This window comes from Flammeovirga yaeyamensis (assembly GCF_018736045.1).
In the GTDB taxonomy this organism is placed as follows: domain Bacteria; phylum Bacteroidota; class Bacteroidia; order Cytophagales; family Flammeovirgaceae; genus Flammeovirga; species Flammeovirga yaeyamensis.
Genome location: NZ_CP076132.1, coordinates 196,500 through 216,419, shown reverse-complemented (window position 1 = coordinate 216,419; position 19,920 = coordinate 196,500). Strand labels below are relative to the sequence as shown.

Annotated in this window: 18 protein-coding genes; 10 read left to right on the top strand and 8 right to left on the bottom strand. The window is 34.5% G+C overall.

The features are described 5' to 3' along the window. Nucleotides 1-217 precede the first annotated feature (217 nt). Complete coding sequence (locus KMW28_RS00795; RefSeq protein ID WP_169664885.1) at nt 218-868, bottom strand: hypothetical protein; 651 nt, start codon at nt 866-868, stop codon at nt 218-220. A gap of 733 nt (nt 869-1,601) precedes the next feature. Here KMW28_RS00795 and KMW28_RS00790 point away from each other — a divergent pair. The 6 genes from KMW28_RS00790 (at nt 1,602) to gldD (ending at nt 6,362) form a co-directional block, all read left to right on the top strand. After that, nucleotides 1,602-2,228, top strand: coding sequence for a rhomboid family intramembrane serine protease (locus KMW28_RS00790; protein ID WP_066210971.1), 627 nt, complete (start codon nt 1,602-1,604; stop codon nt 2,226-2,228). Next, on the top strand, nt 2,213-2,737 hold the full coding sequence (locus KMW28_RS00785) for a DUF2062 domain-containing protein (RefSeq protein WP_169664886.1): 525 nt from the start codon (nt 2,213-2,215) through the stop codon (nt 2,735-2,737). The genes KMW28_RS00790 and KMW28_RS00785 overlap by 16 nt, the downstream gene beginning before the upstream one ends. Before the next feature lie 33 nt (nt 2,738-2,770). Then, nucleotides 2,771-3,826: an A/G-specific adenine glycosylase gene (gene mutY, locus KMW28_RS00780; RefSeq protein ID WP_169664887.1), complete on the top strand. Its 1,056-nt coding sequence runs from the start codon at nt 2,771-2,773 to the stop codon at nt 3,824-3,826. Between the two features lie 88 nt (nt 3,827-3,914). Next, entirely contained in the window at nt 3,915-4,355 is a 441-nt protein-coding gene (locus tag KMW28_RS00775) for a single-stranded DNA-binding protein (RefSeq protein ID WP_169664888.1), read from the top strand. 22 nt (nt 4,356-4,377) lie between these two features. Further along, nucleotides 4,378-5,760, top strand: a complete 1,383-nt coding sequence (gene gldE / locus KMW28_RS00770) for a gliding motility-associated protein GldE (RefSeq protein WP_169664889.1) — start codon at nt 4,378-4,380, stop codon at nt 5,758-5,760. Continuing rightward, a complete protein-coding gene (gene gldD / locus KMW28_RS00765; RefSeq protein ID WP_169664890.1) occupies nt 5,757-6,362 on the top strand; it encodes a gliding motility lipoprotein GldD in 606 nt (201 codons plus the stop codon). Before gldE ends, gldD begins: the two co-directional genes overlap by 4 nt. 2 nt (nt 6,363-6,364) lie before the next feature. Here gldD and KMW28_RS00760 read toward each other — a convergent pair whose 3' ends face one another. Next, nucleotides 6,365-6,757, bottom strand: a complete 393-nt coding sequence (locus KMW28_RS00760) for a response regulator transcription factor (RefSeq protein ID WP_169664891.1) — start codon at nt 6,755-6,757, stop codon at nt 6,365-6,367. A 307-nt stretch (nt 6,758-7,064) separates the two neighbouring features. On the opposite strand from KMW28_RS00760, the gene KMW28_RS00755 reads away from it, so the two are divergent. Continuing rightward, nucleotides 7,065-7,727, top strand: coding sequence for a 2-C-methyl-D-erythritol 4-phosphate cytidylyltransferase (locus tag KMW28_RS00755; protein ID WP_066210991.1), 663 nt, complete (start codon nt 7,065-7,067; stop codon nt 7,725-7,727). A gap of 97 nt (nt 7,728-7,824) precedes the next feature. Here the strand turns inward: KMW28_RS00755 and KMW28_RS00750 are convergent, their stop codons facing one another. From KMW28_RS00750 to KMW28_RS00740, 3 genes are all read right to left on the bottom strand, one after another. Beyond that, nucleotides 7,825-8,046 carry a DUF2795 domain-containing protein gene (locus KMW28_RS00750; RefSeq protein ID WP_044225643.1) on the bottom strand — a complete coding sequence of 74 codons (222 nt, stop codon included), beginning with the start codon at nt 8,044-8,046 and terminating at the stop codon, nt 7,825-7,827. Between the two features lie 242 nt (nt 8,047-8,288). Next, the gene (locus KMW28_RS00745; RefSeq protein ID WP_169664892.1) at nt 8,289-8,945 is read right to left on the bottom strand and encodes a hypothetical protein; all 657 of its coding nucleotides are present in this window, start codon (nt 8,943-8,945) and stop codon (nt 8,289-8,291) included. Between the two features lie 532 nt (nt 8,946-9,477). Continuing rightward, entirely contained in the window at nt 9,478-12,114 is a 2,637-nt protein-coding gene (locus KMW28_RS00740; protein ID WP_169664893.1) for an OmpA family protein, read from the bottom strand. Between the two features lie 278 nt (nt 12,115-12,392). On the opposite strand from KMW28_RS00740, the gene KMW28_RS00735 reads away from it, so the two are divergent. The 3 genes from KMW28_RS00735 to KMW28_RS00725 all read left to right on the top strand — a co-directional run bounded on the left by KMW28_RS00735 (nt 12,393) and on the right by KMW28_RS00725 (nt 16,946). Then, nucleotides 12,393-12,731, top strand: coding sequence for a hypothetical protein (locus tag KMW28_RS00735; protein ID WP_158297725.1), 339 nt, complete (start codon nt 12,393-12,395; stop codon nt 12,729-12,731). Between the two features lie 91 nt (nt 12,732-12,822). Continuing rightward, entirely contained in the window at nt 12,823-14,067 is a 1,245-nt protein-coding gene (locus KMW28_RS00730; RefSeq protein ID WP_066210999.1) for a nucleoside recognition domain-containing protein, read from the top strand. A 242-nt stretch (nt 14,068-14,309) separates the two neighbouring features. Further along, nucleotides 14,310-16,946: a DUF5916 domain-containing protein gene (locus KMW28_RS00725; RefSeq protein ID WP_169664894.1), complete on the top strand. Its 2,637-nt coding sequence runs from the start codon at nt 14,310-14,312 to the stop codon at nt 16,944-16,946. Between the two features lie 14 nt (nt 16,947-16,960). On the opposite strand, the gene KMW28_RS00720 is transcribed toward KMW28_RS00725, so the two are convergent. The 3 genes from KMW28_RS00720 to KMW28_RS00710 form a co-directional block, all read right to left on the bottom strand. Beyond that, on the bottom strand, nt 16,961-17,782 hold the full coding sequence (locus KMW28_RS00720) for an alpha/beta fold hydrolase (protein WP_169664895.1): 822 nt from the start codon (nt 17,780-17,782) through the stop codon (nt 16,961-16,963). 173 nt (nt 17,783-17,955) lie between these two features. Then, nucleotides 17,956-18,537 (bottom strand): 50S ribosomal protein L25/general stress protein Ctc, encoded by a 582-nt coding sequence (locus KMW28_RS00715; RefSeq protein ID WP_169664896.1) that lies wholly within the window; start codon nt 18,535-18,537, stop codon nt 17,956-17,958. Between the two features lie 300 nt (nt 18,538-18,837). Then, nucleotides 18,838-19,761: a ribose-phosphate pyrophosphokinase gene (locus tag KMW28_RS00710; RefSeq protein WP_066211006.1), complete on the bottom strand. Its 924-nt coding sequence runs from the start codon at nt 19,759-19,761 to the stop codon at nt 18,838-18,840. Nucleotides 19,762-19,920 lie beyond the last annotated feature (159 nt).

The window sequence follows — 19,920 nt, the reverse complement described above, 5'->3', positions numbered from 1 at the left end:
GTGTGTTGGAAAGGAACGCAGTCCTTTGTTACACAGTTAAACATATGGGAAACACGTTCCCGATTCGATCGGCAAAGATAGTATAACTTATTGAATTCTACTACCTAAACCGATTATAAAAACGACGAACAAGCTTTTTTGATTCATTTTAAAGGGTTATGTCGTGGTAATATTTTTTAATAGGTAGGAATTAGGAGATAGGAGTTAGGAATTATACTTAATATTTGATGTTATCCACATTTTCTATCCATCTTATTTCTTCTGGAACTTTTGAATAATCTGGCAAGTTTTTTACCCAATTATATATTCTTACATTAAAATCATGATTGAGAGGATCATTTAAGATACCATCTCCGTAATAATCTAAAATATCAACACCATTTTTTTGCAAATAATACATTGTCACAACGGTGCTAAGACCAGGGAAATTGATATAAACCCATGGGGCCAAATGTTTTATTTTTTCATAATCGGAATTAGAGCTATCATTTATAAAAACACGTGAAACTTTCATCCACCATTCTTGACTTTTAACATCAGGATAAAATATTTCTTTAGATTGGTAAAATTCTGGTAACCTATAATTATCCAAAGAGATTTCTTTTTTCCCTATTTCTCTCCATTTGTTTCTACCTCTTGATTTAGGTTTTCGGGAAATCACAAATGGAGGCATTAATTCTTTTAATTTTTTATCCTCATTTGCGTTTTTTTCAAAAGGTGTAGAACTATAAGTATCATAAACATTCATTAAATGAGAATAATGTATAAAACCACCCTTTAACCCGATAACCTCAGGTTCAATGATACCTACTAAAAAGTATCCTAAATTATGCTCTAGAGGTAATTCATATATTTTTTCGATAAACATAAGCTGTGGATGTATTTTGTGTATTGTTTATTAATTCAGACTAATAAGTTAATCAACATTACCTCTTTCTAAATAATAGTAGACAATAAAGTGTTATAAGACATGTCATATTTATCCCTATAAAACTTCCATTTTTAATATTGTTTTGAATAACATGAAATTCAGGGAATAAGTTAAAATAGAAATTTAGATCAAAAGTATCTGATAAATATATGACAAATGCGAAACCATTAGTTGATGCATATTTTAGTTCATAAGATGATAGAACTAATAATTGACATAAATTTAAAATGAATAAGATTTTATAATTACTTCTATTTTTCAAGAATAAAAAACCGAATATTATTAATGCTAAATAGTATATAACTGAATAAGAAAAAATAATTTTATTTTTCAAATTCCAACTCCCATCAGATTGCAAACAACTAATAGCGAATAAAATAATAAACAGCACACCACCGAATATATTATAAATTGAAATTCCTTTCCTTAGCCTATTCATTTTTAGTTTTTCCATAATATCAAAAAAATAGTCGTTATTCTGTTATTCCATCTTTTAAATTCTTCACTACAATTTAAAGCAAATTTTGCAATCATCTCACAACAATTATTCAAAGTACATATTCACTCCCCAAAACCATCTACCTTTATAAAAACTTAAACTTCATCCGATATTATCAATTGATTATTATCTTGCAGCATATTCAAATAGAACATTCAACAAACATCATACATGTCAATCACTTTAATATTAATTGTCCTGAATGTAGGTATTAGTTACTACGCTTTTCAGAATGATAGTGTCCGCTACAAACTTTTGATGGATCCTTATTTGGTGGCATCAAAAAATCAGTGGTACCGTTTTATCTCTTCAGCATTTGTTCATTCAAGCTGGATGCACTTATTGTTCAATATGCTAACGCTCTATTTCTTTGGCGAAAGTGTTGAACGTATATGTATGATTCTTACTGGAAATGTTCTGTACGGTGAATTGGCCTTTTTGGCACTTTACTTTGGAGGTGCTATCATTGCCGATATTCCATCTTATATAAAGCATAAAGGAGATATCAATTATAGATCATTAGGTGCTTCCGGAGCTGTTTCTTCTGTGGTTTTCTTTATGATCATCTTTGCTCCAGTTCAAGATATTTGCTTGTACTTTGTTTTGTGCCTTCCATCATTTATTCTAGGAGCAGCCTTTTTGATCTACTCTTATTATCAATCGAACAACCCCAACACCTATATCAATCACTCTGCTCATTTATTTGGGGCAATTTGGGGTATCGCATTTTCAATTTTGCTTGAACCAAATTCAATTATCAGATTCTTCCAACAAATCCAAACATGGATCACTTTCTAAAAAGAATTAGGCTTTCTATAAAGCACCACATCACTCATCGCATACTTATTCCTTTACGTACGTTACTCCGACAAGGAATGACGCCTCATTTATTGGCTTGGAGTGTAACGGTGGGACTTTTAATTGGTTCTTCTCCTATGTTGGGGATTTGTACTTGGCTCTGCATTTTGGCGGCATCCATTTTCCGCTTAAATCAGTTTGCCATTCAGATTGCCAATTATGCGGTATCGCCTATTCAGGTGTTTATGATTATTCCTTATATCAAGGCAGGAACTTCACTTTTTGGCAATAGTGCAAAAGGCGTTACATTGGAGAAAATTCAAGAGGCTTTGGATATTGGAATTATACACGGTATTAAAGAAATGGGCATTTTGATGTTGCAAGGAGCAGCCGTTTGGATTGTTGTTTCTGCTATTATTGCCCTTCCGATGCAACGACTTTTAAGAATTGCTTTCCGAAAAATGTTGAAAAACATGAACAGTTCGGAGGAGAAAAGAGTTACAGAATAGAATCAGAATTCCACCTTAAATTAAACCTATAAAATGGATTTTGCCTCCAGCTTAATCAATTGGTACGAAAGCAATAAAAGAGATTTACCTTGGCGTCATACCCAAGATCCCTATAAAATTTGGTTGTCGGAGATCATCCTTCAACAGACAAGAGTACAACAAGGCTTACCTTATTACGAAAAATTTGTAGCAAATTTCCCTACGGTGAAAGACTTCGCTGAAGCGGATATCGATAAGATTCTTCATTTATGGCAAGGACTCGGCTATTATTCCCGAGGGAGAAATATGCACGTCGCTGCCAACCAAGTGATGGATGAATGGAATGGTAAGTTTCCAGATAATTATAAAGATTTACTGACACTGAAAGGTGTCGGCAATTATACTGCTGCCGCGATAGCTTCATTTGCCTTTAGAGAAAAGGTAGCTACGGTCGATGGAAATGTTTACCGAGTGTTATCCCGAGTTTTTGATATTGATGAGGATATTGCTTCAGGTAAAGGTCAGAAAGTCTTTACAGAAGTAGCGAATCAATTGATTTCGGAGGATAAACCCGATATTTTTAATCAGGCATTGATGGAGTTTGGGGCGATGCATTGCACGCCAAAGAAGCCGAACTGCGAAACATGTCCTTTTGTACAATCTTGCGAAAGTCGTTTACATCAAAATATTGATCAAAGACCAGTGAAATTGAAAAAAACAAAGGTCACTAATCAGTATATCAAATACTTTTTGATTGAGCAGAATGGAAAGTATTTGATGAAGAAACGACAAGAAGGTGACATTTGGGCAGGTCTTTTTGACTTCCCACAGGTCATATCATCAGAAAAAGATCAAAAATTATCGAACGGCATTATTATTGAAAATACAGGTTTAGATCTAAATACTAACGATATTTTTTTCTCGAGCGAACCGATTAAGCATTTGTTATCACATAGAAGATTATTTATTGAATTTTTTCATGTAAAATTGCAAGCTCTTTTGGAGACTCAATCTGAACAGCACCACTATAGTTGGATGGATATCGATGAAATTCAATCAGTCGGAAAGCCAATCATTTTAGAGAATTATTTGAGAAAAAATATTTATTAAGTAATTTAGAATCAGAGAAGAAAATCTTTTCGATCATTTTAGATACTTAATGATTCATATCTAATTAATTAACAACCAAAACAAAACAATGGCTGGAGTTAATAAAGTCATCTTAGTAGGTAACTTGGGCGCAGACCCAGAAGTAAGAAACCTGGAAGGCGGTAACAAAGTTGCTACCCTATCTATTGCTACATCTGAAAACTACACAGATCGCGACGGTAACCGTCAGACGCAAACGGAATGGCATAGAGTAAATCTATGGAATGGTTTAGCAGGTGTTGCTGAACAATATCTTAAAAAAGGAAGTAAAGTGTACATCGAGGGTAGACTAACTACACGTAGCTACGAAAAAGACGGTGTCACAAGATATTCTACTGACATTACAGCTAGAGATATGGTAATGTTAGATAGCAGACAGGATGGTCAAGGTGCTCCTTACGAGGCAGCTCCTCCACAAGGTGCAACAGTTTCGGAAACACCTCAAGCTGTAGGTGCATCTGAAGTGAGTAATGACGACCCTCCGTTCTAAAATTTTAATTTAAAGAATTTACATGGAAGGTGATCTATCACACCCGGTAATGCCACTACTATCGTTAATCCTTCAGGACATTCCTTGGGGAGCCGCTTTGGTAGTGGTGCTTTTACTTATTTTATCAGGCTTAATTTCTGGATCGGAAGTAGCCTTTTTCTCCCTCACCCCTGAGCAAATTAAGGAATGTAGAGAGGGTGAAGACCCTGTGGGACAAAAAGTATTCAAACTATTGCAAGTCCCTCAGATTTTATTAGCCACTATACTAATATGCAATAACTTCGTGAATGTCGCTATTGTTATGATCTCGACATTTATTGCGTGGACCGTTGCAGATGCCATAGATGTTGCACGCGATGGTGCCGAAGTTTTTATATCCCTCACTTTTATCGTTACCGCTTTAGTCGTATTTATAGGTGAAATTGTTCCTAAAATTTATGCGACCAAGAACTCTATAAGCTTTGCAAAAAGCATGGTTTCTTTCTGGCAGATTTCTATCAAAATATTTAATCCTTTTGCTCTTTTACTGACAAGCATGGGAAATACAATGGAAAGAGCTTTAGCAAAAAGAAATTACAACCTGGAGGTATCGGTTAACGAATTCGATCAAGCAGTTTCTTTGGCTACGGATCAAGTAGATGATAAAGCCAGCGAAATGCTAAAAGGAATTGTTCGTTTTGGATCAAAGACGGTAAAACAAATCATGATTTCCAGAACAGACATGAATGCCATCGATATAGATATCGACTTTCATGAATTGATGGATCATATCAACAAAAATTCCTTTTCACGTCTTCCGGTATATAGCGATACCATCGACTCTTTAGTGGGTATTTTATACATCAAGGATTTACTTCCTTACTTAGACAAGAATGAACATTTTGAATGGAAACGTATTGTCCGTAAAGACATTTATTACGTTCCGGAATCTAAAAAAATTGACGAACTACTCAGAGATTTCCAAGAACGAAGAGTACACATGGCCATTATTGTTGATGAATATGGCGGTACTACCGGCTTGGTGACTTTAGAAGATATTATTGAAGAAATCGTTGGTGATATTAACGATGAATTCGATGGCGATTTGGTTCAGGACTATATCAGTACCGATGCGAGTTTTAATCTAGATGGTAAAACATCACTTATTGATTTTGAACGCTTGGCCATGCTTCCTCCAGATTATTTTGATAAAGTAAAAGGAGAAAGTGATTCTATTGGTGGCTTAATTCTTGAATTACTTCAGGAAATGCCTTCAACAGGTAAGAAAATTAATTATAAAGACATCACCTTTACGATTAGAGCTGTGGATAAAAAACGTATCAAGACTGTACATGTCAAGTTTAACGACGAAGAACATGTAAGACGTTTGCAAGCCGAGTTCGAAGATGAAAACACTACTTCATGAGACAATTAACATACATACTTCCAATACTTTTCATTTCCCTCTTTTTTAGTTGCGGATCTTCCGATTCAACCGCATATCTTCCGAAACCAAGAGGATACCACCGTTTAGAAATGCCTGATCATAGTTATCAGAAAGATGCATTTAAGGATAAAGCTTTTAAAGGATATCCCTATACTTTCGAGGTGGCAAAAAATGCAGAAATTGTTCCTGATGAATCCTTCATGTCGGAACCTTATTGGATAGAAGTACAATATCCAGAATTCAAAGCTACAGTGGATATTTCGTATAAAAAGTTAGCCAATTACGATTCTTTGGTGGGGTATACCAATACATCGAATGTACTTACGTTTAAACACAATGTAAGAGCAACCGCTATCGATGAATATACCACAAGAACCAATAAAGGATATACCGCTGTATTGTACGAGATAGAAGGTGATGTACCTAGTCAGTTTCAGTTTTTTGTCACAGATTCTACAGAACACTTTTTTAGAGCTGCATTGTATTTTCCATCATCTACTCAAAACGATTCTTTGGCACCTGTGATCGATTATGTGAAAGAAGACATGATGCACATGCTAAATACACTTGAGTGGCAATAAACTTAGAATCTAAATTCTTTTTCTAAAAGAAAGCACGCCACTTCTAAGGTTCTTTTGAGATAATGAAGGCAATGATCTCCCTTTACGATATAATTAAAGATACCCAACGCTTGCAATTGGGCCACTACCTCTATGTGTTCTTGAGAGGATAACACAATCATGAGGGTCGATTTTTTTAGCTTTCTCACCTTTTTCAGTACCTCCTGACCACTCATTGAAGGCATTATTAAATCAGATACCACAATATCTGCAGGTTGTTCTTTGAAGCGATTGAGCAAGGCTTGTCCTTCTGAAAAATACTCCACAGTGAGGTGATTCATTTGTTGCAATGCAATTTTCAGTAACATACTTTCTGTAGGATTATCCTCTACAATATAAATGATGTGTTTTTTCATGGGTTAAGTCGAAATAGAAAAATTAGGCATGATTTACATGATATCTTTGGTATATATCAAAGTGTATAGTAGCTTTTGACTTAGGTTTAAAAATGAGTAAAAAATATCAATTTTAAAGACCAATACATCAAGTGATAACGGTCTGAATATATAAATTAAAAAAATCAGAGTACATAATAATTATAACACGAACATATATTTATGTATTCTTTATTTGTTTCTTTTTATTCAAAAGTAAATACAACTTTTTTTGCAAAGCCTAATTAGCTTGGGTGAAAATCATATCAACCATAGAAACATAATTATCATGAAAAAATATAGCATTATAGTCGCCGGTGGAAAAGGATTAAGAATGGGAAGTGAGTTACCAAAACAGTTTATCGAACTAAAGGGCTTACCTATTTTAATGCATACCATCAATAAGTTTCATGAGGCAGATTCGTCGATACAGATTATTGTTTCCCTTCCTAAAGATCAACTTAACTTTTGGAGTGAGTTAATCGAAAAACATCAATTCACTACTCCTCATCAGGTAGTAACTGGAGGCGATAGTAGATACCAATCTGTAGACAATGCTTTACAATATATTTCTACATCAGATTGCCTAATTGCTATTCATGATGGCGTTAGACCTTTAGTAAGCACAGAGGTAATTTTAAAGAGCTATACATGTGCGGAGGAATATGGTGCTGCAATTCCTACAGTTGATTTAAAAGAATCTATTCGTGAAGTGAATCAAGAAGGAAACTTCGCCAAAGATAGAAGCAGTTTTAAATTAGTGCAGACTCCTCAAACTTTTAGAGGTGATGTGATTTTATCGTCTTTCGAAAATGGATATCAAGAAGTCTTTACTGATGATGCAAGCGTAGCAGAATTTAGTCAGCATAAGATGCATCTATTTGATGGTAACTATGAGAATATCAAAGTAACCACTCCAGAAGATTTGAAATTGGGAGAAGTGTTATGCTAATCACAGAAGCTCCTAAATAAATAAAACAGAAAAAGGAGACTGCCTCATTCAAATATGAGACAGTCTCCTTTTTTACATCCGATAATGGGATAATGTATTAATATTCGTCTTCGTTAAAGAAGAAATCATCCTTTGTAGGATAATCAGGCCAAATTTCCTCGATGCTTTCGTATGGCTCACCATCATCCTCCAACTCTTGAAGGTTCTCAATTACTTCAACAGGTGCACCCGTACGGTCAGAAAAATCAATTAATTCGTCTTTTGTTGCAGGCCATGGTGCATCTTCTAAGTATGATGCTAATTCTAGTGTCCAGTACATATTTTTATATTTATAATTTTGTTATACTTAAGAAATCAATCGATGAATGAATCGACTTTTTATTTTTTGCGAAAATACTGTTTTTTTTAATTTTCGCAATAAAGAATCACTTTTGGATGAATTAAAAACTGAAATTAATTCAATTACTTTCTCATTTAATTTCATTTTTTAACTTAAGCAACTTTAAAAGTATTATTCTTGATACTCAAAAAGTAGTCAAAAGGTTTCTAAAAATTAGATTTTTATTGATTAGCGTAAACGATTCTTGATTTATATACACCGTTTAAATCACATCCTTTAATTTCTAAAGGAATATATCCTGAACCTACTTTTCTGTAGTGCTTTTTCCTCCAAGAACCATCTTGTTTCTGAAGGTACATAGTGACTTCTACTTTTTCACCTGCAGGTGTAAATACTTCTCCTTGTTTAAAATAGGTTCCTACCTGTTCTCCTTCACATTGTTTGTAAGGATATTTTTCGGTGACTCTAAACTTAGGGTTTTTACCTTTGGCATTATGCTTTTCGCTTACTTGTGTAATACTAGGCATTCTTTTACCTGCATTTTTAGCATAATCTGCTACTGCATAGAAGTTACCCGTAAAATTGCAGCTCATAGCATCTAATTTTACTACACCACCTCCTTTACGTTTATACACCTGTTTGGTCCATGAACCATCATAGTTCTGTAAATAGATATAGATATCAACATATTCGTTAGGATCTGCAGATCTCACGATACCTTCAATAAGATGTAAACCTCCTAATGGACAAGATTTAGGGATTTCTTGTTTAATAACGGTAAATGTTGGTCTTGTAGATTGACTCGTAGTAGCATCATCATTAAAAATACCAACGAAAAAAAATAAGAATAGAGAAAGAGTATATATAGCAGTTTGCATAATGATATATATAGATTGTATGTGAAGGTTTATTTCACAAAAAATCGAATAAAAGTTCAGATTTTTGAATTAGTATCAAAATCCAATTAAACAGTAAAATAACAAATAAAAAATTAAAAGTGGACAGTAACTAAATAAAATAATTAAATCAGTTTTACTTTTTCTAGAAGTTATCCAAATAGTTCATTTAAATTAATTCGCCTAACATTCTGCACGTATCATTTACATTTATTTAAATTTATGAAACTCAATATCAATGAATTAGTAAATAATTGTAAATAAATATTTAAATATTAAGACTTTAATTTTGGTAATTTTATTAAATGAATGTAAATTTGAGATATCAAAAAGAGAAAATAACTGTTGGTTTTAGCTACTTTCTACTATAAAAAAATATTATGTAGACGTAAGTCTATGTTGTTGTTTGTTCACCCTATTGGAGCTATTTTCTCATTGCCACTTTCTACTTTAAAAATATCAGAGCTACTATTTACACCCTTACATACAAGACGCCTCTAAAGGCGTCTTTTTTTTATCTTAATATCGAAAATACAACTCTACGGTTTTCTTGTCTACCTGCATTGGTTCTATTTGACATCACAGGTCTTTCTTCACCAAAACCATAAGCATCTAATCGAGATTCATGTACTCCTTTCTCCATTAGATAGGTTTTTACAGCATTGGCTCTGTTTTTAGACAACTCAATATTATGTTCCTTAGTATCCACATTATCAGTATGTCCTTCTATAACTAAAAGCCATAATTCGTTTCTTAGCATAAGTGCCGCTAAACGATCGAGATCAAAAAATGATTCTTTTCGAATTTTATAGGAGTTGGTATCAAAATTTAAGGTGGTCATTACAAAAGATGCATCCGTAGATTTATCATTTAAATTGACTGTCTTCATCTCTTGAAGTTTTAGATTCAAATCAGGATCTTTCCTTACATCAATCTCTATACTACTACCAATCATATTTTCATCATCCACAAAAACGGAATAGTTTGCATCTGGAGGCAAGGCCAATTGGAACTCACCATTATCTCCTGTTTTTTTGGTAACCACTATATCACCATCATCATCCTTAATTTTAATGGTTACTCTATCTAAACCTTCTCCATTATTATCCACTACTTTACCATGTGCGAATAACAATGGCTTAGGTCGCATATTCTTTGGCAACTCTAATTCGTAAATATCATCCCTGCCATAATTCACATCTCCTTTTTGGGAAACTACTAAAGCTTTATCTCCAACAGATGTGAGGTAAAAATCATCATCATCTACTCCATTGATAGAAATACCTAGGTTTACTGGTTCACTCCATTCGGTCCAAGAATCTGGATTCAATCTTTTTGACATAAAAATATCATACCCTCCATAGCCGGGGTGTCCATCAGAACAGAAGTAAAGTGTTTCTTTATCTGGATGCAAATAAGGATTCTTTTCCGCAAAAGGTGTGTTGATTACTTCTCCTAAATTGATGGGTTCGTCCCAACTTCCGTCCTCTTTTTTTACACTAACATAAAGATCTGTATTAAACTCTCCGGCACCATGATAATACAACCCTTCTTCTGGATAATTAGGATTATATCCACCAACAGCTCCAGGTCGATCAGAGGCAAAAAAGGCAACATCACCATCTAAACTTAAACTTAAACCCGATTCGTAATAAGGAGTGTTTATAGGATACTCAAAAACTTGAACTGCCCCCCAAGTGCCATCTTTCAGTTTCTTAGAGTAATAAAAATCTCCTTTTCCCAATCTACTTTCCGTTCCTCTTACATAAGAATATTTTCTGAGCTTAGAATAGTTACCATAAAGAAGTAAGGTTTGTCCATCTCCACTTATACCCATGGGTACCTCATGAGATTCGGTGTTTACTTCTGCAATTTCTTGTGCTTGCGTCCAGTTTCCATAAAAATCTTTTTTAGACATGTAAACATCTTCCCCGGACTTGGCTGTTTTTCTTGCAAAGAATAAGTACTCCTCATCTAGGGTAATAACAGGTTGATACTCTCTTACCACTGTATTAATATGGTTGCCTAAATTCTTAAGAATTCTTGGGTTACTGGTATCTTCTAAAGATTTAAGTATTTGAGTAAAGAAATGTTGATTATCGGGAAAAAATGGCTGATACTTTTTATATATACTCCTTACTGCTTCAAAATCGTGTGCTTTAAACGGTCTCTCAGTCATTTTCTTTACCGCAATTAAAGCAATATCCATTGGAGCCATACTTTGTATAAATCGATCATAAAGTTCTTCCGACTCCGGTGTACATCCTTTATCATGAATATTAAGATAACAAAGTACTTCTATGATACTTACTCCTTCGGACTCAGCAAATTTTTTCAGCTTTTTATAATTATCCGACTTATACATAGAAGATTTATTAAAGCCATACTCTTTTCCATAATAAGTAGGTACGACAAACTTTAACTCTTCACTCGTATATAGGCTGATAATTTCTTTACAATAATGCTCGTACATCGCTCCACTTCTATTACCATATTGTCTAAGCGATACATTACTGAGGTATTCTTTTAATACTCCTTTTCTTATGTCTCTAACTTTTGATAGATATTTAGAATTAGGATAATCATCTAAATATTCCCCGCATTGTCTGATTAAAATTTCTCGTAATGCAATTAAAGTATCTCCTTCCATAATACGGTTATACACTTCTGTTCTGTATAACTGATTGGTAGGTCTTCGATAAGGTGCCTGTTGTAAATAGGTATAAGCAGTTTGTTGTATTCTTGAAGATAAAAAACCATTTACTTCATCTCCAGCTACAGAAAGTGATTGTCTAATAATAAGTTTATCTTGTTCTGATAGCTTTTGATAACTCTCCGCAGCCAATAAAGACCATTTGTATGCTTCTCTTAAATCAGAGAAATACCCATCCATATTTTTGAAACGAATAATATGCATCTCTTTCAATTTTTGATCAGACACTTTTTCGAAGAGCTGATTTGCTAAAGCAAATTGAGAAAGACAAGAATTTGGGTTTTCGATAAGAGATTTTCTGAAAGTAATGATTGAAGCATCAATATCCCCAGCAAAAATTTCTGCAATACCTTTTTGTTCTAAAGGTGTCTGTCCGAATAAGGTTACAGACGAAATTAAGAACAAAAAAGTCGCCTTTATTAAATTTTTTATTATCATAAATATGAGTTAATAATAAAACTAAATTACGATTATCTATGTTAATTTAGTGTTGTTGATACGCTTTATTGTTAACTTTTAAAGAAATTTTATCCAATAATTGTACTTTACTAAGAAAATAATGTTCTATAATTATCTTTTTTAGTATATTTAAATATTGATGAAGTTAATTTATAAAACAATCGTTAATCGTTTTAGTTAAATCATTAATATTTTTATTAACAACAAATTGTAGTTTATTTTCTACACTACTATCACATAAAGACATTGAATAGAGTATGAGAACACTAACAGTACTAGCAGTAGCCGGCATTCTCATTCCGTCACTGCTAACTATCTTCCAAAAGAGATCAAATTTATCTCAGCTGGATGTAACTATCAACGCTTTAGCAAAATTTGTAAAATTGTCGATTGTAATAGGTTTTGGTTTTGGTGCATTGGCACTTGTTTCATCTGCTTCTTATTACATTAGCCCGATTGTAGGTTTAGCTCAAAACCCAGATACGATCGAAATTTCAATTTGGGCATTACAATATTATGCTATTATAGGCATTGTTTTACCAATTTTAGGCATCCTGATAGGTTCCTTTTTGTCCAAAAGACAAGAAGCTAACTAAAAAGAATTTATTATTCGCAAAAAGTCGCTGTAATTAATATTACAGTGACTTTTTTTTATTGTAATTTAGGCTAACTTTTTAGACTTAAATTATGGCTTTAAATTATATCTGGATATTTTTTATTCTATGTGCATTCGTTGTCGCTATCTTTAATTGGATAGTATTTAAGGATGCCTCCTCCTTCCAATTAATTATTGATAGTACCTTCGATATGTCAAAAGTTGCTTTTGATATATCTATTGGACTTACTGGCACATTGGCCTTATGGATGGGTTTAATGAATGTAGGCGAAAAAGGTGGAGCGGTAAATGTGATGGCTAAATTAGTGGGGCCATTTTTCTCTAGAATATTCCCCGAAGTTCCCAAAAATCATCCAGCCATTTCTTCTATGATGATGAACTTCTCCGCCAACATGTTGGGATTAGACAATGCTGCCACTCCATTGGGTCTAAAAGCCATGAAAGAGCTTCAGGAATTAAATACCGAAAAAGATACGGCATCTAACCCTATGATTATGTTCTTGGTCCTAAACACCTCGGGTTTAACCTTAATTCCAATTACAGTAATGATGTACCGATCGCAATTTGGTGCAGATAATCCAACCGATGTTTTTATTCCCATACTTTTGGCTACAAGTATCTCTTCAATAATTGGATTATTAGTAGTTGCCCTCTATCAAAGAATTAACCTATTCGACCGTGTAATTATAGCTTACTTAGGCGGTCTAATTCTTTTAGTGGCAGGAACAATACTTTTATTTTACAACCTCGATCCTGAGCAAACAAAATCTGTTTCTTCAGTAGCAGGTAATTTTATTTTACTCTTTATTATCACCTCATTTGTTGGTTTAGCTGCATATAAGAAGATCAATGCTTATGATGCTTTTATTGAGGGAGCAAAAGAAGGTTTCAAAACAGCAGTGACTATCATACCATATTTAGTAGCCATTTTAGTAGCTATCGGAATGTTTAGAGCATCAGGAGCCATGGATATGGTCATCAATTCCATTAAATATTTCATTCAGACCATTTTAGGATTAAATGCCGCTTTCGTTGATGCCCTACCTGTAGCATTCATGAAACCTTTAAGTGGTAGTGGAGCAAGAGGTGCAATGTTAGAAATAATCAAAGATAAAGGAGTAGATTCGTTTGCAGGTATTTTATCTTCAATGATGCAAGGAGCAACAGATACCACTTTCTATATTATCGCAGTCTACTTTGGTTCTGTGAATATCAAAAAGACTCGTTATGCTGTAACTTGTGGATTAATTGCAGATATCGCTGGTATCATTTCAGCCATCGCTTTAGCCTATTTGTTCTTTCACGATAAACTATAATAAGTAGCTTAAGTTACGTCTAACTTAAAAAATCTTCTATTCTAGTTTAAATAAGTAATAGACATTCTTACAAGCTCCTCAATAAGGTTTCATTAAATGTTTTCACTAAAGGACACATTTAAAGAAACCTCTTTTGATTTTATAGCATAATTTACATTTGAATCTATTATTTTTGTTGCGATGACCTCTTTCAAAGGGTTATCAATCACTTACTTTCTACACTGATTTTATCAAACTTTCCATTGAAACTCTACTTCACTATACTCTTACTTTTACCTCCTTTTATTCTATTTAGCCAACAATCAAAAGAAGAGAAAAGACATTATACTACGGCTCCTCGAGGCGATAAAAACATTACAATTGATGGTGTTTTTGACGATGACGCATGGGATGAAGTCGAATGGGCTGCCGACTTTACACAGCGTCAACCAATAGATGGTGCTCCACCTTCTCAAAAAACTGCTTTTAAAGTTATATACGACGATAAATACCTCTATTTTGCCATCAGAGCATTTGATACTGCACCTGACAGTATTGTGAAAAGGATGTCAAGAAGAGATGGTTTTGAAGGCGACTTTGTGGAAGTTAACATTGATTCCTACCACGATCTTACTAACGCCTTCTCGTTTACGGTAAGTGTATCAGGCGTTATCGGAGATGAAGCAATTAGTCTTGATGGTAACAATTGGGACCAAAGTTGGGACCCTATATGGTGGGCAAAAACAACTATTGATAAAGAAGGATGGAATGCCGAAATGCAAATCCCTCTTTCTCAACTAAGATTCACAAACAACAACCACCTTACTTGGGGTTTACAGGTAACTAGAAGGCTTTTTAGAAACAACGAACGCTCCTATTGGCAATACATTCCTCGTGATGCTCCTGGATGGGTTCATAATTTTGGAGAGTTAACAGGTCTTGTGGGTATCAAGCCTCAAAAACAATTAGAGATTGCTCCTTATGTATTGGCAAGAAATGATAGAGGTCCGAAAGAAGAGGGCAACCCTTATAAGACAGGATCAGAATATGGCATCAGTGCTGGTGTGGATGGTAAAATAGGAATCACATCAGATATTACTTTTGATTTTACAGTCAACCCCGATTTTGGTCAGGTAGAAGCTGACCCTTCCCAACTCAACTTATCAACATTTGAAATTTTCCTTCAGGAACGTCGCCCCTTCTTTATTGAAGGTAGAAATACTTTGTCTTTTGCTGCTACAAGATCTAGGGCAGGCGGCAGCTTCTCAAGAGATAATTTGATATACACGAGAAGAATTGGTAAATCTCCAAGTTATTACCCTGACACAGAAGAAGGACAATATCTAGATCAGCCTAAATCAGTGCCTATTCTTGGTGCTTATAAGCTGACAGGAAAAAATAAAAAAGGATTCGCTTTTGGTGTGATGCAAAATTTCACAGCAAAAACTTCTGCTGAAATAGATACCAACGGGGAAAAATCAAAGAAAACGGTGGAACCTTTTACCAGCTATTTAGTTGGAAGAGCCACTCAAGATATAAATCAAGGAAACTCTGTAGTGGGAGTTGCTTTCACTTCAACCAATAGAAATATTCAAGATGATCACCTAGATTATTTACACACCAATGCCTATTCTGGTGGGATTGATTTTCTACATCAGTGGAAAGATAGAACCTACTATGTCCAAGGTAATTTGATGATGAGTCATGTAGAAGGTTCTACTGAAGCAATTACCAATACGCAACGATCTGCTCGTCACTTTTTCCAACGTCCTGACGCCGATTGGGTCAATGTCGATTCTACAGCTACTTCTTTAACAGGAACAGGTGGTTATCTAAAATTTGGTCGTGGAGGCGGTTCTCCTGTTCGATATGAAGTAGGCGGTACTTGGCGTTCTCCAAAATTTGAAATCAATGATGTTGGGTTTATGAATCATGCCGACTTGATGGATCAATGGTCTAGAGTGAGTTATCAGACACTACAACCCGTAGGTGTTTTTAGAAACATTGAGGCAAGCTTAAGACAATATCTATATTTTGATTACGGTGGGAACATCACTTATTTAGGTTTCCATGGAGGTATTGAGCTTCAATTTCAAAACTTCTGGAGAATTGAAACTGGTGGATCTATTCAAAGGCAACGTTTAGATAACTTCAAGTTAAGAGGTGGGCCTGGATTCTTAAATCCGAATAGAGAAGTATTATGGTGGAATATAGGTAGTGATAATCGTAAAAAATTATCTTTCTACTTTGGTAATGAATATGGTTTTACCCAATTCGATGCCGGTCAAAACTTTGATGCTTGGTTTGGTATGAACTACCGACCAATAAATGCTATTGAATTGTCCATAAACCCTTGGTTCTCCTATAACTCAGATCATTTACAGTATGTGACTACCGAAGAAAATGGAAGTGGAAATAATTATATACTCTCAAGAATTGAACAACATACTACAGGGGTGACTATTCGAGCGAACCTTATTTTACGACCTAATTTATCTATACAATATTATGCACAACCTTTTGCTTCAAGAGGCGACTACTACGATTTTAAACGTGTGGAACAGCCAAAAGCAAAAAATTATGGAGATCGTTTTCATCAGTTTACTCCAGATGAAATTTCGTATAATCAAAACTCAGAAGAGTATACAGTAATAGATCCGCAAGGCGGAAATTATACTTTTGGGAAACCAGATTTCGATGTTGTCGAATTCAACTCCAACTTAGTATTAAGATGGGAATACATTCCTGGCTGTACTTTCTTTGCGGTTTGGTCTCAGGGAAGAAATGGTTTGCAAGAACCGTTTAGGGAATTTTCTTTAAATGAAATCGTAGACAATGTTTTCAGTGCACCATCCAATGATGTGTTTATGTTGAAGGCGACGTATCGATTTAGGAAGTAGGCAATTTTTTGGAATTAATTATTCAATTTCAACTTCTCTTCTTTCATCAACTCACACAAATCTTCATCAATTAATAAGTGACCTTTTGATAGTTGATGAAAACGCACATTATCTATTTGGCTGGCGAAGTCTTTGGCACCGTCAAGAATGATTACTTCATCCCTTTCACCGAAGTACATATCCACTGGAATTTTTCTATCGTTAATCATTTTTGATACGATGGATAAATCAGGTTTCATAAACCGGGAGGAAGTAGCGACTCCAAAAAAGCGTCTTCTTTGTGCTTTTGTTTCGAAATGATTCATGAAGAAGTCATACAAGAACTTTGATAACAAGCCTCGTCTGTAGCTAAAACCCACCAAAAGAAACATCAACTTAGGGAAACGCATCAATAACTTGATAGATTCTACAAACCACCTTGGAAGTTTCGACACATCGTATAATATATGGGTTTTTAGACCATCGGAAGCACATAAAATCAAACGATCTAACTTATCTGCAAAATACTTTTGTGTACAATAGAGGCTGATTTTCCCTCCCATACTGTATCCCAACAATGTAAAACGTTCTTGTTGATATTTATCTAAAATAGACATGATAATCTTATGGATGTTCCTTGATGAAAATCGAGAAGGAATCCATTCAGTTCCACCATGAAAAGGTAAAGAAAAAGACACAACGGTATGTGATTCTATCCAAGCAGGTGCAATGTGTCGGAACAAAGCTGCACTATCGCTAAACCCATGTATACAAATGAGTAGCTGATCACCCTGCCCAAATTCTAGATACTCTACCTTTCCTTCTTCTAATTCGATATAAAACTGATGTCCTTCCACGAAGCGATGAGATAATAATTGAATGAACCTTCATTTTAATAAAAAAATCCATATTTATAAAATCTATTCACCAAAAAATAATTGATAATCCACTGTAGGTCAATTCTTTTTTGACATAAAAAAAGAGGTAATCCCTAAGGAATACCTCTTTCTTATTATAACGTTGACAAAGACTATTCTGCGTCGCCTGCTGCGTCCATTGCTGAACGAAGCGCTCTTGGAATAGCGATTGAACCAACTGTAACTGAGTCGTTGTAAAGGATTTCGTAATCCTTAGCTTCGATTGCACCAACACGTACAGATTTACCTAATTCTAAACCTTCGATTGATACTTCTACGTTCTCAGGCATGTTAGCTGGAAGTGCTTTAACTTTGATTTTTCTAAGTTTAGCAACTAATTTACCACCAGTTAATAAACCTGGAGAAGAACCTACGAATTTCACAGGAACTTCCATTTTGATTTCTTTAGAATCGTTCAATTCTAAGAAGTCAACGTGAAGAAGTACTTCAGAAATTGGGTGCAATTGGTAATCTTGTAAGATTGCTTTTTTCTCTACACCTTCAATGTTGATGTTTACGAAACATACTTCTGGAGTGTAGATGATGTCTTTGAACAAGTACATTGGTACTGCAAAGTGAATTGGCTCTTCGCCACCGTAAATTACACATGGAGCCATACCTTCAGCTCTCAAATCTTTAGCGGCTTTCTTACCCAAGTCCTCACGCTTGTAACCAATGATGTCTACAGTTTTCATCGTCTTTTTTTAATTATAAAGTAAAACATGTTATAAACGCTTTGGTACTTGATCCTCCTTTACCCGAAAGTTAGACCCCATCCCAAAACATGTTACTTAGATTGACCTTTACAGGAAAATCAGCGTGCAAAGGTACAATTATATTCTCATTAATAAAAAGAAAACAAGAAAATTATTAACAACAAAAAGCTATTTACCAACAAGTTATGTCGATAAATAGCTTTAAAAATTGATGTAAAAAGAGAATTACCCCTTTTTTATCTTAGAAAATGATATAAAAAAAGTTCTAAATTTTATCGCTTAGATAAATAAAGAACTAATTGATTCGTGATCTTGGATTTTTCTAATTGCCTTAGCAAATAGCTCTGCAACTGAAAGGATATTGATTTTCTCTCTGTTTTCTACAGGAAGAGTATCCGTTACTACCAATTCTTCAAGACAAGATGCTGCTACTCTATCATAAGCAGGACCTGAAAGCACACCGTGTGTACAGATTGCTCTTACAGATTTAGCGCCTCTTTCCATGATAATTTCAGCGGCGTTACATAAAGTACCTGCTGTATCAACAAGGTCGTCAATTAGAATTACATCTTTACCTTCTACGTCACCAATTACTTGCATAGAAGCTACTTCGTTAGCTCTCTCTCTGTGTTTATCACACATTACGATATCAGCTTTGAAGTGTTTAGCATAAGATCTTGCTCTTTTAGCACCTCCTACGTCTGGAGAAGCGAAAGTAAGATTTTCTAAACCTAGGCTTTCAATGTAAGGAACAAAAATAGGAGATGATTGTAGGTGAACGACTGGAATGTCGAAGAATCCTTGAATTTGGTCTGCGTGAAGTTCACATGTCACCACACGAGTTGCACCTGAAGCAGTTAAAAGATTAGCAATCAATTTTGCTCCAATACCCACTCTTGGCTTATCCTTTCTATCTTGACGAGCGTAACCAAAGTAAGGTAACAATACCGTTACTGTAGAAGCCGAAGCTCTTTTAGCTGCATCAATTAGTAGTAATAATTCAAGTAGGTTGTCTGCAGGAGGACAAGTAGATTGAATGATGAAAACATCACAACCTCTTACAGATTCGTTAAAGTGAGTTGAGATTTCGCCATCGCTAAATCGTTGAAGAACAACGTCACCCAATGATTTACCATAGGAGTGAGCGATTTTACTGGCTAGATATTCTGTTCCGGATGCGGAGAAGATTTTAACTGAAGACATCAGTATATTTTTTGTGGTACACTATCTTATATTAAGACACTTAGCAAGTCATAAAAATGACACTAAGTATTCTAACGTCACAAATTTAAAATAAACATCTATAAATCTTTCATTCATTTAGAGATTTTAAAATAAAAAAGGTAATCTATGTCAGATTAC